A 13,348-nucleotide genomic window follows, 5' to 3' on the forward strand; every position below is an offset into this window, starting at 1 on the left:
TAATAGTCAGATATTTAAGGTTGCACTTTTGAAAAGATTAGTAGAAGGATATTAAACAAAATAAGTATTCGGTTCTTGTCCGCACAAGACTCTTCCATAGGTTTCAATTAAACTTGATGGAGTGATAAAGCCATGTAAATGCATGGTTAAAAAATCTCGATAAACTCTTTGAATTGGGTTTGTTTCATACGTGAACATCGAGCCAACCCCAGCAACTAGGAGATCAATCGATTCTTTACATAATTGGTTCACATAACCAAAGTCTGCTTTTATTTTGACAATTTCATTTTTATCCAATACCTGTCCACGCTCGGCATAGGAATCAATTTTATCTACAGCTCGATAAAGATGCATCTCAGCTGAATCAATTTTCAGCTGCGCTTGGGCAACCTGGTGATGTGTTACTGGTGCCTCAGCTTGTTTGTTATAGAAAGTATTTCCTATACCCGCTTTTGGAAGCCTTTCCATATATAAATCCATTGCGGCCTTTGCTAGTCCCAACGCAGGTGCTACAATCGACAAAGTTAGTGAAGGAACAAAAGATGACCTGTATAAGGCGACATCTTTTAGTGGCTCAATGAGATAATGGCCTTTACTGGCTAGACGATCTAATGACACACGGTGATCTGGTACAAACACATTTTTAATATGACAGCTATTACTGCCCGATCCCTTTAAGCCCATTACATACCAGTCGTCAAGGACCTCTAATTCGTTGCGAGGAATAACCATAATAGCCATTTCTACGCCGCCGTTTTCATCGAAGATTGGAAACCCAAAGTAACACCAGTCAGCATGTGGACTTCCTGATACAAACGGCCACTGCGCTTCCTCGATAAAATAGCCGCCATCCACCTTTTTGATGTCACATTTGATTGGTTTAAAATTCCCAGCTAGGACAACATCTTCCCCTTGTTTGTAAATTTCGCTTAAAGCTTTTTCTCCAAACGTATAAGAAATCATATAATCCCTAATATTACTAAGTGCGACAAACCAGCCTGCCGACCCATTTCCACGAGAAATTTCAGTGACAACCTCTGTATATGTCCGCATATCTGTTTGATAACCGCCAAATAGATGTGGACGTAATACTTTTAACGTCCCTTCATTTTGCAAATCATCAATAATCTCTTTGGGTAATGAATTAGTCTTTTCAATTTCTTCCCCATATTCACGTAATTTTGGAATCAGAGACCTAGCCTTTTCCACCAATTCTTTTTTTGTGTCCAACACCCTTTGTTCCATTCGAGTACCCCCCGCAATAATAGTAGTTGTTCTTTCTTTCATTAGCCGTGGAAATGATTAGTTAAACACACGTTGGTTTAAATCAATGTCCTGATATTTTTCTCCTACTAACTTAGCTACTCGACGCATATGTTTCTCCATTAATCTTTTGGCCATTTTACTGTCCTTTTCTCGTAGACTATAAAAAATGATCCAATGCTCCGTTTGAGACTGTTTCCGACGTTCATCCGTGAATAACTCTTCCGGATTACCTACAAAATTCAGATAATCCCAAAGTGTCTTCGCGAGATTAAAGGTATAAGTTAACTTGGAGGCTTCATAAATGATGCGATGAAAATCGATATTTAAGCTAGAGTATTCATCAGCTGATAACCCAGGATTATCCATTTTTGTTAAGATTTCTTCCAAAAAACAAAATTCCTCTTCGTTCAGATTTAATGCAGCCTGCTCAGTCATTAATGCATCTAAATTGGCACAAACTAATAATCGTTCTAAAACCTCTTCTGGGTCAGGTCTTTTTACGAAGACACCAACCTGCGGAATAATTGTGAGAAATCCTTCTTGCTCAAGTTTAGATAATGCCTTGTGGACGGGTGTCCGGCTCATATTTAGTTTTTCCGTAATCTCATTCACATTTATCGAGGTTTCTGGTTCCCAGATTCCTTCAATAATTAATCTTTTAATATAGCGATAAGCCTTATCAATTTTCATATCATACACCTGCTATTTTCTAGGATTAGTTACCCCTATAATATGTTAATTCGCTAGCGAGTGTCTATTGTCACTTTAGGATATACTAGAGTTTTATCCTAATCTACTATAATGACGATCAAGGGTGTGTTAGTTTTAGTTTATAGGTCACCATTGAAAAAATCAGATGTTAATTTGATAAATCTTTCTTTTTGTTCGACTTGCGCCCAATGACCACAGCGCTTAAAGACATGCAGCTGTGCATTTGGCAAATAGTCCATTACATAAAGGCTGCTTTGGAGTGGTACAAAACGGTCAGCATGTCCGTGAATTAGTAAAATAGAATGGTCCATCTGTTTCAGTGCTGAAGGCGGGATAAGCATATCCGACAAATGTGATTTCGAGAAATTCTCCTCATATGATCTGCGAACTTCGGGCTTTAAAAATAGCTCTAATCGTTCTGCAACAATCTTTTCCAGCTCATCTTCTAGGATACTTTTATCATATAAAAACCAACTTAATAAATTTTTAAACGCTACAGGATCTGGGTCTTTATGAAAGTTTGCCAATTTAGCAAGTTCAGGGGTTGGTTCGGTTAAACCTCCGCCTGCCCCCATTAATACAACACGATCAAAACGTTCAGGTGCGTACATTAGTAGATGCTGGGCGATGACACCACCGAGAGAGTTTCCAACTAAATGTGCTTTTTCTACCCCTAAATCATCCATCAGTGCCAAAACCTGCTTAATTCTCTCATTCATCCACTCGGCACCATTTTTTGGGTATGTCTCAGGATGGTCTGTATTTCCAAACCCGAAAATATCCGGTGCGACTACATGAAAATTCCCATTAAAATGTGGTAATATGTGCTGCCAGTTTGATTTAGCACTTACCCCTGGTCCGCTCCCATGAAGGAATATGATCGTTTCAGAGGAGTTATCACCACCTTCATGTATAAATGTTTGATAGCTTCCTGTTTGAACCTTCTTTGTTTCAACTGCTGTCATATTCGTTACCCTCACTTTGTAAAAATAATTTTTCATGTTAATTCTTATTACTCTAAAATTTCAGTACCGTATTTTTACTACACGTATAGTGGAAAAATTGGTAATAAAAGCGCTTTCTTTAACTAACTATAATTTTACCTTTGTTCATTTGACTTTGTCAATAAATTCTGAATACTTTTTCAAAAACTTAATCGGTTTGTAAGCGCAGAGGGAATTTTTATTAATACCCTTTTATGATTAGAGGTCTTTTAATAACTTCCATTATTTCAGACGCTGGTAAGCCGTTTTCAATTAGTTGAACCATTACTTTCATATATCGATGAATATGGTTAAAATATTTTTTATATCCTGTACACAAATAGTTTAATCCTGGCTCGCCATCAGGTGTTTGAAGAAAGCGGTGTTTTGGACACTCTCCGTTGCACGCAAAACGTACTTCACATGTTTTGCAGTAGTCCGGAAGAGAGGATTTTTTATTTTCCCCAAATACTCTTTGTTTGTTAGATTCAATCATTTCAACAAATGTATTGTCGAAAATATTCCCCAGTTGGTATTCAGGATACATAAAATGATCACACGAATACACATCTCCATTGTGTTCAACCATCGCAGCCCTTCCACAAGTTTCTGCAAATATACAAGTTGTTGATGGGAGTCCAAGCCAAGAGGTAAGAGCTTGTTCAAAATTCATTACAAGAATTTTTCCTACATCCTTTCTTACCCACTCTTCAAAAATAGTGATAAGAAAGTCACCATACTTCTCTGCTTCTACCGTCCAAGTGGAAACAGCTTGCTGTGCTTCTTCCTGATTTACGGAAGGTGGTGTGGCATGTCGAAGCCCAATTTTTTTGGCTTCCATATCCGGCATTCGTTCAACAATAGGAATGAATTGAATGAACTCTACTCCTTCCTCTTTAAAGAAATGATAGATTTCAAGAGGATACTTAGAAGAATACTTTGTCACACAGACTAACACATTAAAATTCACCTTATATTTTTTTAATAGACGCAAAGCTTTCTGAACCTTATGGAATGTTGGTTCCCCTCCACGGTCAACTCTATATTCATTATGAATGTATTCCGGACCATCAAGACTAAGGCCTACAAGGAATTTATGTTTTGCCAGAAATTGACACCATTCTTCATTTAAAAGTGTACCATTCGTTTGCAGAGAGTTGGTGATTCTTTTCCCGCTACCATACTTCTTTTGCAATTCAATCACTTTCTTATAAAAATCAAGACCCATTAAGGTGGGTTCCCCCCCCTGCCAAACGAACGGAATTTCATTAACATCTTGCGATTTTATGTATTGCTGAATAAACTCCTCTAACGTTTCATCTGACATCCGAAAACGACCTTTTTCGGAAAAGAAAGCTTCTTTCTCTGTATAAAAACAATAATGGCAATCAATACAAATTGGACCTGATGGTTTGGCTAGAATATGAAATCCTTTTGTTTGTTCATAGGTTTTCTCCATTTTTATTCTCCTTCGTTTCTTAGAATATAAGCCAGTAACCCCATTGGCACTGGCTTATATTTCTTTTTTTATTTACTTAATCGCATTTCATTTTTCTACTTCAATTCATAGACGACTTTTTCAATCTCTCCTGAAAATTCGAACGTTCCTTCATTTTGGTAGGCTGGGCTTACAGGATAGAGTGTATCCTTACCGATATCCAATCCTTCGAAGGCAATTTTATATTGATGTGTTTTGTCAATACTACCTTCTCCGACTTTCCGTCCATTAATATATAGGCTTCCAATACCTTTGTTGGCTTCAGTTTTACTAAACTCAAACCGGATTGCTGATTTTCCTACAGGCACATCTTCTTTCGATTCAATTCGATAAACAGCATTTCCCATGTTGTATTCATAAACTAGCTTGTTATTTTTTATATATAACGTATAACCACTCTCATAACCTCCTAAAGCAACGAGGACGCCATCATCGGTTGCGCTGTCACGTTCAATTGGGACCGTGATGGAATAGGTACGGTTAATAATGAATGGTGAAGCTGACTCTGATAAACGGGACATTCCAGGGTAAAATGTAAAGGTATTTCTTGCACGGATGGAATCCGCAGGGATAGTTAAAAATCCTTCTCCAGCGATATCTGTCATTGGATATACTCCATATTTCCTTGCTTCCTCCTCCCATAACTTCTTCAGTTCATTTACCTTTTCTGGGAATTTTGCCGCAAGGTCATTTGTTTCAGAAAAGTCTTCTGCTACATGGTAAAGCTGCCAGATATCCTTTTCATAAGGGTCTCCTTTCTTATGGAGTGTTAACGCTTTCCAACCGTCATGATATATGGCCCGCTGCCCTTTATTTTCAAAATACTGTGTTTTCTTTCCTAATGATTTGGAACTTTTAAATGAATCGGCAAAACTCTTGCCTTGAAGGCCCATTTGCTTTACTCCCTTTATCTCCTTAGGTATATCAATTCCTAATACATCATAAACAGTGGGAGTGATATCACTTACATGTACATACTGATTGCGAATCGCTCCTTTATCTTTAATCACCTTTGGATAATAAACAATCAGCGGTGTATGAATTCCTGCTTCAAAGGTTGTAGCTTTATAGAATTTAAAAGGGGTATTACTTACTTGAGCCCAGCCAGTCGGAGATTCTGCTCCTGCTCGTTCACTTCCTATATCGTCGATATGCTTAACAACATCTTCTAATTTTTCAGGTACATCGTTATATGGGAGTGTATGATTAATCGATCCTGTATTTTTGCCCATGGAACTAGTCCCGTTATCTGATAAGAAAACAATCATTGTATTTTCCAATTCCCCGACAGAGCGTAATTTCTCAATAAAGCGGCCAATTTGCTCATCGGTATGCGTCAAAAAGCCTGCGTATGTTTCTTGGAAACGGATAAACGCCTTTTTCTCATCATTAGTAAGTTGCTCCCACGGCTTAACTCCTGGGTTAAGTCCAGGTAATTTAGTGTCTTTTGGAATAATCCCTAATTGTTTCTGCTTATTAAACCTTTCTTCCCGGATTTTATCCCAGCCTTTGTCATATACCCCTTTATACATATCGATATATTTCTTTGGAACTTGAACTGGTTGGTGCTGTGCACCAAAAGATAAGTATAGGAAAAATGGTTTTTCTGGATTCACTGAAGATTGGTCGGTTACATATTGATTGGCTCGATCCACTATATCCTCAGAGAAATGATAGTTTTCCTTCTTAGGTACATCAACCGGACTGTTATCCTGTATTAATTCTGGTCTATATTGATCACCAGAGTCCTCAAGAAAACCGTAGAAGCGGTCAAAGCCTTTGCCTAGCGGCCAATTTTCATAAGGACCAGCAGGAGTTACTTGGTGGGAAGGGGATAAGTGCCATTTCCCTAATGCGTAATTATTGTAGCTATTTTCGCTAAGAACTTCAGCAATTGTTCCCGCTTCCGGATAGATTCTGCCACGTTTGTTTTCATATTCAGGGCCCATATCAAAATTGGCTACTGTTGACATTCCTATATCATGTGGATTCCGTCCTGTAAGTAAAGCTGCACGGGTTGGTGAACACACCGGCGTTACATGGGAATTGTTATAACGAAGTCCGTTTTCCGCTAACCAATCTAAGTTAGGCGTTTTGACTTCGGATCCATAGCTTCCAATATCAGAAAAACCAGAATCGTCTAAGACAATATACACAATATTTGGTTTGGGTGAGTCCTCTCCTTCTTTTTGCTGGCTTTTTTGTTTTTGTTCATTTGTTTTCTGCTTTAAAACCTCTGCTTTTACTTCCTGACCCGTAATATTTTTATAGGAACACCCTGAAAGTAGTGCTAATGCAGAAGCTACCGCAGTTAGCTTTTGAAATGGTGACTTATTAAGTACTTTTAAACCTTTATCCAATGTATCTCCTCCTCCTCAAATCTTTCATAGTGACAAATAATAGCGATGCTTTTCAACTAATAGCCAAATCTATCATTTATTAACCTGTTTATTTTCATCAGACGATAAGAAGGTAGAATTATGAGAAATGATATTTCCCATACCGCCGCCAACATTTATCTTCTGCCCTGTCACATAATCCGATAAGTCAGAAGCCAGAAACAAACAGACTCCTGCAATATCCTCAGCCGTCCCCATTCTCTGCATTGGAACTTCTTTATTGGCAAGAGCCTCTGTAAATTGATCTCGTTCAGGACCAGGCGGCATTAATTCGTCCCAAAAAGGAGTCATGATGGGACCAGGTGAGATGACGTTTGCATGAATTCCGAGCGGTGCAAGTTCAAAGGCAAGATTATGGGTGAGACTCTCGACTGCTCCTTTAGCAGCATGGTAATGAAGGACAACGGTATAGGCGTTAAAAGCCCCAATGGAAGAGAAATTAACGATTTTACCAGATTTTTGTTTTTTCATGTAGGGTAAGATTTCCATGATTGGATTAAGGGTACCATTAAGGTTTAGCTTCATGGTTCTGTCCCAATCATTCATATTAATGTTTTCACTACTTCCGTTGGCACCAAAGGTACCTCCAGCACAATTTACTAAAATATCAATTCGGCCAAATTCCTCAATTGTACGATCTACTGTTGTTTTAATGGTTGATTGATCAGTAACGTCCACCTGATTATAGGCGCGAGCTTGTCCTCCGCCTGTTTGGATGTTTTCAGAAACGATACGGGCAGCATTAAAATCCAAATCGGCAATGACTACGGTCGCGCCTTGTTCGGCGAATTTTTTAGATGTAGCTTCTCCCATGCCCTTTGCTCCACCAGTTATAACGGCTATTTTATCTTTTAACAGCATTTTATATCCTCCTTTGCTTTTTGGATTGATGTCTATATTCCTCTTACACCGCCATCAGATACAATGGATGTACCAGTCATATAGGATGATTCATCAGAAACCATGAATAAAATTGTTTTTGCCTGTTCTTCTGGTGTGGACATTCTGCCCAATGGGATGATTTTTTCCATGTGAGGGGTATTCGGATTATCGGCAATCATTTCCGTATAGACCACACCCGGCAATAAGCAATTCACCCTGATGCCTTTTCCGGCATACTCAGCAGCTACTACCTTTGACATATGGGTGATTCCTGCTTTAACAAAACTATAGAGGGCATGGGTAGGCATGACACTGACTGCAGCTAAAGAGGTCACATTGACAATGTTTCCTGAAGACCGTTTTTCCATATGCGGAAGGACCAACTGCATGGCACGGAAATAAGAATACGCATCAAGTGCAACGAATTCATCCCAATCACTGTTTGTTAGTTCAATAAATGGTTTTTCAATAATTCTCCCTGCATTATTGATAAGAATATCAATTTGACCAAATCTCTCTAACGTACTATCTACTAAATTTATGATTTGTTCTTCGTCCGTCATATCTGTCTGTACGAAGATCGCTTCTCCTCCCTGGCTATTGATGGAATCAACGATTCTTTCTCCGTTTTCCCTTCTTCTTCCGACAACTACAACTTTTGCACCCTCTGCAGCAAATAATTTAGCGGTTGCTTCGCCAATCCCGGAAGTACTGCCCGTTACAATCGCAACTTTATTTTGTAATCTTTGTAATGAATTCCCCATCATACGTCCCCTCTCATGTAATAATTTTTTTCATATAAAAAGCTAAAATGATGAATTTTCTACTCATCATTTTAGCTTTTTCTTTGTCATTGACTTAGAGTAGCCTCAATATCCCTTTTCGGCTTCATTACCGAAATGGCCCAAATGATTGCTAATGCAACTAATCCAATTGCACTAACTGCTAATGGGAATCTACCTATATCTTGGTTAAATATATTTTGAATCACTTGAAATCCAAAAGGCCCTAAAATCCCTCCAATCCCTTGCCCTGCAACCACTAAACCTACATTTGAAGGAGCACCTACTGGAGTTAACTCAGAAACCCTAGTAAATACTCCTGGAATGCCAATACCCATCGCAAAGCCACCGAATACACTTCCAATTAAGATCATTGTTAGAGTTGGAGAGTAGTAACAGATGGCCATTCCAACACCGGTCATTAAAACAGCAAGCGGTAAATACATGGTTGGAAGTTTGTGTTTTATCTTCCCAAAAAGGAAACCAGCTATTAAAGTACCAAAAGTAAAGATGGATATAGCCAAACCAGCTTCTGTGGCATTACCTAATTTATCCGCTTGAATGACAACTGAAATATTTACTACATAGCCAAAAATTAGCGCTGAATAAAAGACCTGTCCGAGACTTACCCAATAGATTGCTTTTGGCAATTTAATCTTTACGGCTGCCTGATTACTATCGGCTTTAGATACCTGTTTCTTCTCAGGCTCGGGCAGGTAAAGGATTGTAATAGCAAGAATCCAAATAGGGAACAGGTAGGTTAGGAAACCATAATGCCACCCATAAGCATCCGCTAAGATCCCTCCAACCAATTGGAAGAAAATTGCTCCGATACAGGCAATTGTTGATGTACCAAATCCAATCAAGAAATCTCTTTCTCTTCCATCAAAGAAATCTGTAATAACGTCCACCGATAACGGCATTGTAATCCCGACACCAAGTCCTAATATCCCTCTCATAGCAATTATCAACCATAGGTTATCAATAAATGTTGGAAGGACTCCTCCGATGATGAAAAGGCTTAAGCCGACAAACAATAGTGTTCGCTTCTTGAACATTTTGGAAAGTTTACCATAAAAGAGAGCAGGAACAATTTGTATTAATCCTGGAAAAGTAGCAACTAACATAACAATTGTGGGGTCATATTGTGGAAATGCCTTAATGATGTCAGCCATTATTGATCCTGCTACCCCTGCAGCTACATCTTGGAAAGCAAGAATAACAACCAAAAACTTAAGAAAATTTCTGCTGATGGTCTTTACTGCCATTGGTAAACCTCCCATATCATTTCATAAATGTTTTGAAATAGATAATGAATCCGCTTTCAAAATAAAACAAAAATTTCGAGCAGGTTGTTTTGTTGGCCATCAAAACAACAGAACTAAAATTTTAATTTTACGTTTATTACTTTTTTAATTGTATAAAACGGTAAAAAAAGCGCTTTCTTTTACTAACTGTAATTCTACATACCTAATAAATACTTGTCAATATATTCTAAATATTTTTTATTTTTAGAATTAGAGTCGTTATTTCGCGAAAACACTAAAAAATGCCCTGAAAATTTCAGGGCATTTTTTACATATCGTTATCAAGTAAAATTTTACTGATAATCTTTGCTTATCGAGTCTATTTTTTATAATCTTTTCAAAAATTAGTAAAAAACTAATCAATCTGCTTAACCCACCAATTACTCCTCTGCTAACAATCGGTATTTTCCACTAAAATAGATTAATGGCTCAGAATCTTCAACTTTAAGATTGGTTACTCTGCCAATAAAGAGTGTGTGATCACCTTCATCATGCTCCGCTGATACTTCGCAAACAATTTGAGCAGTTGCTCTTGGTAAAACAGGTATACCCTCGAGGCGGTCAAACACAATTTCTTGTTGATTTTTCGACTGTCCCGCGAAAATCATTGATAATTCTTGTTGATCTGCCGCAAGTATATTGACTGAAAAGCTTTTACTTTGTCTTATTTTTTCAAGCATTTGTGCTTTTTCAGCAATTGAGATTACGACAAGTTTTGGATTTAGAGAAACAGACATGAATGCATTCGCAGTCATTCCATGGACATTTCCAGCCACTTCCGTTGCGACCACCGTTACCCCTGTTGCAAACTTTCCCATTGCGTTTCGAAATTGACGATCATCCATAATTTCACCTCGCTAATTTTTATTTTTCTTTATTGCCTTTTTTTTCAAACGACGATACATCCGATATCCTTTTCTCACCGCATCGACGATAAAAAATGGGATAGGCGGATGATATTTATATATATATGGTAAATAAATCTTGTAATAAGCTTTTTTTAAATCTTTCCATTTTTTGCAGTACCCTTGTTTATAAAAATCAGAAATATCAACAATATAACCTTTCCCCTCAAACATGACGACATTCTTGCCGTGAACATCATAGGGATTTAATCCAACTGACCTCGCATAATCCAAACCTGAATCAATATCCTTTATGACAGCTTCAGGGATTGGAACTCCCTTTACCACAGCATCAAACAAGGTAATACCGTTAAGCTTTTTTAGGATTAAATAATTTTCACCATAATCATAAAGTGAAGAATAACTTTTATGGTTTCCTAACCTCTTGTAAACATCAATTTCTTTTTTAAGCTCCTCGAGGCTTCGACCATAAACTTTTACCACCCACTCTGGATGAGCATCAAGTGTAAAGACCCCAGCATAATTACCGCTTCCGATCGTTTTCCATAACGGTGACATATTTTTTACAATGATAGGGTCAAACGGACTGTCAGACGTTAATTGTATTCTTGGTAATAATTCTGTTTCTATTAAATTTATATACTCTGCTTTTTGCATTTGCACACCTTCTAATCTATTAGGCATTCATTTTTTGAATAGGGTCAATCTAAGAAATGATTTTCTCCACACATCTTACCATTATGTAAGATAAAATGTTCAATAAATTTATTCAAAATTTAATGGAAATTTCTTATAAGCCATTATACACTATTAGTTAACAGAAAAATTTAGTATTCATTTGGAAATCCCCTTTTACCACTCTTGTTGAGTATACGGGTAAAGGGACAAATAGAGAGGGTTGCCATGACTTTTCCCATTTTAAATACGAAAAGACTTAAATTAATTGAATTAACACATCAGCATGTTGATTATCTATACGAGATTTTATCATTAGAAGAAGTGACCCGTTTTTATGGAACAAATCGTTTTACTTTACCTGTCGAAGCTTCAAGATTAATTGATATGTTTCATAAGAACCTGGTTGATAAACGTGGGATCCGCTGGGGTATCAAATTAAAGGAAAATCAAAGGATCATCGGCACTGTTGGTCTTAATGGTTTACATCTAAAAAATAAGCGTGCAGAAATTGGTTATGAGCTTCATCCCGACTATTGGAGGATGGGCTATGGTTCAGAGGCGATTAAAGAAGTGATCCGCTTTAGTTTTAATCAATTGGATTTATTTCGAATTGGAGCTATAGTTTACCCTGAAAATGTGTCATCCATAAATTTACTAATTAAGCTAGGCTTCTCGAAGGAAGGATTACTACGAGGGTATATCAATCAAAATGAGCAATTTCATGATACGTTTGTATTATCATTATTAAAACCAGAATGGATGAAAAGCCAGGTTTAATATCCTGGCTTTTCTTATTCCTGAAAGTATTCCTTCATTGCTTTAGCGTTTTTTACTTCCGTATTATGATAATACGGATTATTTTCTGAAGCATCTTTTGGGTCAAGATTTGTTTTAATAACTAACATTGGCGAAGGAGAGCTTTCAGCGATAATTCTGTCATTTAATTGTTCAAAATCAGGCATATTTTTATTTCCAGGCTGTCTCGGTTCCATAGTAACACCTCCTTAAAATAGCTTGCTGATTTTAGCATCTAATCATTCTAAAATCAGAACTTTTCCATCCTTTTTACGAAAAAAGAAAAAAACTAGGAAGTAAAAACCTCCTAGTTAGTTTTATTCTTCTTCTGAGCCGACTAAGAAATCAGGATTTAACTCCTCGAATTCTTCATCGTCTACGTCCATTCCCCACTCATCGTCATTGTCCTTGCAGCCTTCAGAACTGACGCGAACACAAACCTTAGTCTCGCCAATCACCTCTACAAGGAATTCCCTTTCGACATGGACGATGATTCTGTTACCATTAGGGGAAATGACCGCTTCACAGCAATTAGGCTGCTGCAGCACTCGAGCACTTATTTCATTGTCATCGAGGCAGTCATGGTCACGATACTTTAACTTAATGACATCTGTATATTGGACACGTTCTGTAACAACTTCTGTTTTGGTATTATCATTAAATGAATACCAAACATTGATGTCGTAAGAGCCATGTATCTCTACAGTCTTGCCAACCTTTTTCGCATTGTATTTATGGTTGATGATCCAACAGCCAAGTATACTTGTTGGACTATGCGCCGGGCTAATCGTATGATTGGACTGGGTGAATTTACGTCCTTTCGCTACTACGGCCTTGGTAATTATCTCTCTATAGTCTCCCATTTCGCGCGAACCCTCCTCATTCATTTTCATTTCATCGTATGCATGATATAAGACTAGTGTGATTTTTATTTTGATGAGTACTGGATAAAAGTTTAGTCATAGTTCATTTTATGCGGGATTTATAGGTGTGTGCCTTCTTGGCCTGTACTTAAAACGAAGGTTAATAAAATGGCAGGAATCAGGGGAATATAAAAGTGGATTAGATTTATTAAAACAGCTCTGTTCAACTCTGTTAAACTTGGCTGTTGATTTCCGCTCCAATCAACTTGGTTATAAATCAACATTGACCTTTAACACTGCCTAAAAAAAAGCCAGGCT

At 37.6% G+C, this 13,348-nt stretch carries 13 protein-coding genes; 1 reads left to right on the forward strand and 12 read right to left on the reverse strand.

Annotation, left to right across the window (positions count from 1 at the left end; translation table 11 throughout):
• Window positions 1-51 precede the first annotated feature (51 nt).
• The 10 genes from J7E77_RS11540 to J7E77_RS11585 all read right to left on the reverse strand — a co-directional run bounded on the left by J7E77_RS11540 (window position 52) and on the right by J7E77_RS11585 (window position 11,351).
• On the reverse strand, window positions 52-1,245 hold the full coding sequence (locus tag J7E77_RS11540; protein WP_214714455.1) for an acyl-CoA dehydrogenase family protein: 1,194 nt from the start codon (window positions 1,243-1,245) through the stop codon (window positions 52-54).
• A 57-nt stretch (window positions 1,246-1,302) separates the two neighbouring features.
• Window positions 1,303-1,956 carry a GntR family transcriptional regulator gene (locus J7E77_RS11545; RefSeq protein ID WP_214714457.1) on the reverse strand — a complete coding sequence of 218 codons (654 nt, stop codon included), beginning with the start codon at window positions 1,954-1,956 and terminating at the stop codon, window positions 1,303-1,305.
• A 140-nt stretch (window positions 1,957-2,096) separates the two neighbouring features.
• Window positions 2,097-2,942 (reverse strand): alpha/beta fold hydrolase, encoded by an 846-nt coding sequence (locus J7E77_RS11550; RefSeq protein WP_214714459.1) that lies wholly within the window; start codon window positions 2,940-2,942, stop codon window positions 2,097-2,099.
• 220 nt (window positions 2,943-3,162) lie between these two features.
• Window positions 3,163-4,419, reverse strand: a complete 1,257-nt coding sequence (locus J7E77_RS11555) for an anaerobic sulfatase maturase (RefSeq protein WP_214714461.1) — start codon at window positions 4,417-4,419, stop codon at window positions 3,163-3,165.
• A 95-nt stretch (window positions 4,420-4,514) separates the two neighbouring features.
• Window positions 4,515-6,818 (reverse strand): arylsulfatase, encoded by a 2,304-nt coding sequence (locus J7E77_RS11560; RefSeq protein WP_214714463.1) that lies wholly within the window; start codon window positions 6,816-6,818, stop codon window positions 4,515-4,517.
• A gap of 72 nt (window positions 6,819-6,890) precedes the next feature.
• Complete coding sequence (locus tag J7E77_RS11565; protein ID WP_214714465.1) at window positions 6,891-7,718, reverse strand: SDR family NAD(P)-dependent oxidoreductase; 828 nt, start codon at window positions 7,716-7,718, stop codon at window positions 6,891-6,893.
• Window positions 7,719-7,750: 32 nt separating this feature from the next.
• Complete coding sequence (locus J7E77_RS11570; protein ID WP_214714467.1) at window positions 7,751-8,503, reverse strand: SDR family NAD(P)-dependent oxidoreductase; 753 nt, start codon at window positions 8,501-8,503, stop codon at window positions 7,751-7,753.
• A gap of 86 nt (window positions 8,504-8,589) precedes the next feature.
• A complete protein-coding gene (locus tag J7E77_RS11575; protein WP_214714469.1) occupies window positions 8,590-9,789 on the reverse strand; it encodes an MFS transporter in 1,200 nt (399 codons plus the stop codon).
• Window positions 9,790-10,208: 419 nt separating this feature from the next.
• Complete coding sequence (locus J7E77_RS11580) at window positions 10,209-10,673, reverse strand: flavin reductase family protein (RefSeq protein ID WP_214714471.1); 465 nt, start codon at window positions 10,671-10,673, stop codon at window positions 10,209-10,211.
• A 12-nt stretch (window positions 10,674-10,685) separates the two neighbouring features.
• On the reverse strand, window positions 10,686-11,351 hold the full coding sequence (locus J7E77_RS11585; RefSeq protein ID WP_214714473.1) for a protein kinase family protein: 666 nt from the start codon (window positions 11,349-11,351) through the stop codon (window positions 10,686-10,688).
• Between the two features lie 246 nt (window positions 11,352-11,597).
• Here J7E77_RS11585 and J7E77_RS11590 point away from each other — a divergent pair, with 246 nt between their 5' ends.
• Window positions 11,598-12,149, forward strand: coding sequence for a GNAT family N-acetyltransferase (locus J7E77_RS11590; RefSeq protein WP_214714475.1), 552 nt, complete (start codon window positions 11,598-11,600; stop codon window positions 12,147-12,149).
• 14 nt (window positions 12,150-12,163) lie between these two features.
• Here J7E77_RS11590 and J7E77_RS11595 read toward each other — a convergent pair whose 3' ends face one another.
• Both J7E77_RS11595 and J7E77_RS11600 read right to left on the reverse strand, forming a co-directional pair.
• On the reverse strand, window positions 12,164-12,364 hold the full coding sequence (locus J7E77_RS11595; protein WP_168242806.1) for a hypothetical protein: 201 nt from the start codon (window positions 12,362-12,364) through the stop codon (window positions 12,164-12,166).
• Window positions 12,365-12,484: 120 nt separating this feature from the next.
• Window positions 12,485-13,030 (reverse strand): outer spore coat protein CotE, encoded by a 546-nt coding sequence (locus J7E77_RS11600; RefSeq protein ID WP_088086429.1) that lies wholly within the window; start codon window positions 13,028-13,030, stop codon window positions 12,485-12,487.
• Between the last annotated feature and the right edge of the window lie 318 nt (window positions 13,031-13,348).

Source organism: Bacillus sp. ISL-77 (genome assembly GCF_018613105.1).

Coding starts and splice junctions, on each gene's coding strand:
- J7E77_RS11540 (WP_214714455.1), bottom strand. CDS start 1,245: ATGGAACAAAGGGTGTTGGACACAAAAAAAGAATTGGTGGAAAAGGCT.
- J7E77_RS11545 (WP_214714457.1), bottom strand. CDS start 1,956: ATGAAAATTGATAAGGCTTATCGCTATATTAAAAGATTAATTATTGAA.
- J7E77_RS11550 (WP_214714459.1), bottom strand. CDS start 2,942: ATGACAGCAGTTGAAACAAAGAAGGTTCAAACAGGAAGCTATCAAACA.
- J7E77_RS11555 (WP_214714461.1), bottom strand. CDS start 4,419: ATGGAGAAAACCTATGAACAAACAAAAGGATTTCATATTCTAGCCAAA.
- J7E77_RS11565 (WP_214714465.1), bottom strand. CDS start 7,718: ATGCTGTTAAAAGATAAAATAGCCGTTATAACTGGTGGAGCAAAGGGC.
- J7E77_RS11570 (WP_214714467.1), bottom strand. CDS start 8,503: ATGGGGAATTCATTACAAAGATTACAAAATAAAGTTGCGATTGTAACG.
- J7E77_RS11575 (WP_214714469.1), bottom strand. CDS start 9,789: ATGGCAGTAAAGACCATCAGCAGAAATTTTCTTAAGTTTTTGGTTGTT.
- J7E77_RS11580 (WP_214714471.1), bottom strand. CDS start 10,673: ATGGATGATCGTCAATTTCGAAACGCAATGGGAAAGTTTGCAACAGGG.
- J7E77_RS11585 (WP_214714473.1), bottom strand. CDS start 11,351: ATGCAAAAAGCAGAGTATATAAATTTAATAGAAACAGAATTATTACCA.
- J7E77_RS11590 (WP_214714475.1), top strand. CDS start 11,598: ATGACTTTTCCCATTTTAAATACGAAAAGACTTAAATTAATTGAATTA.
- J7E77_RS11595 (WP_168242806.1), bottom strand. CDS start 12,364: ATGGAACCGAGACAGCCTGGAAATAAAAATATGCCTGATTTTGAACAA.
- J7E77_RS11600 (WP_088086429.1), bottom strand. CDS start 13,030: ATGGGAGACTATAGAGAGATAATTACCAAGGCCGTAGTAGCGAAAGGA.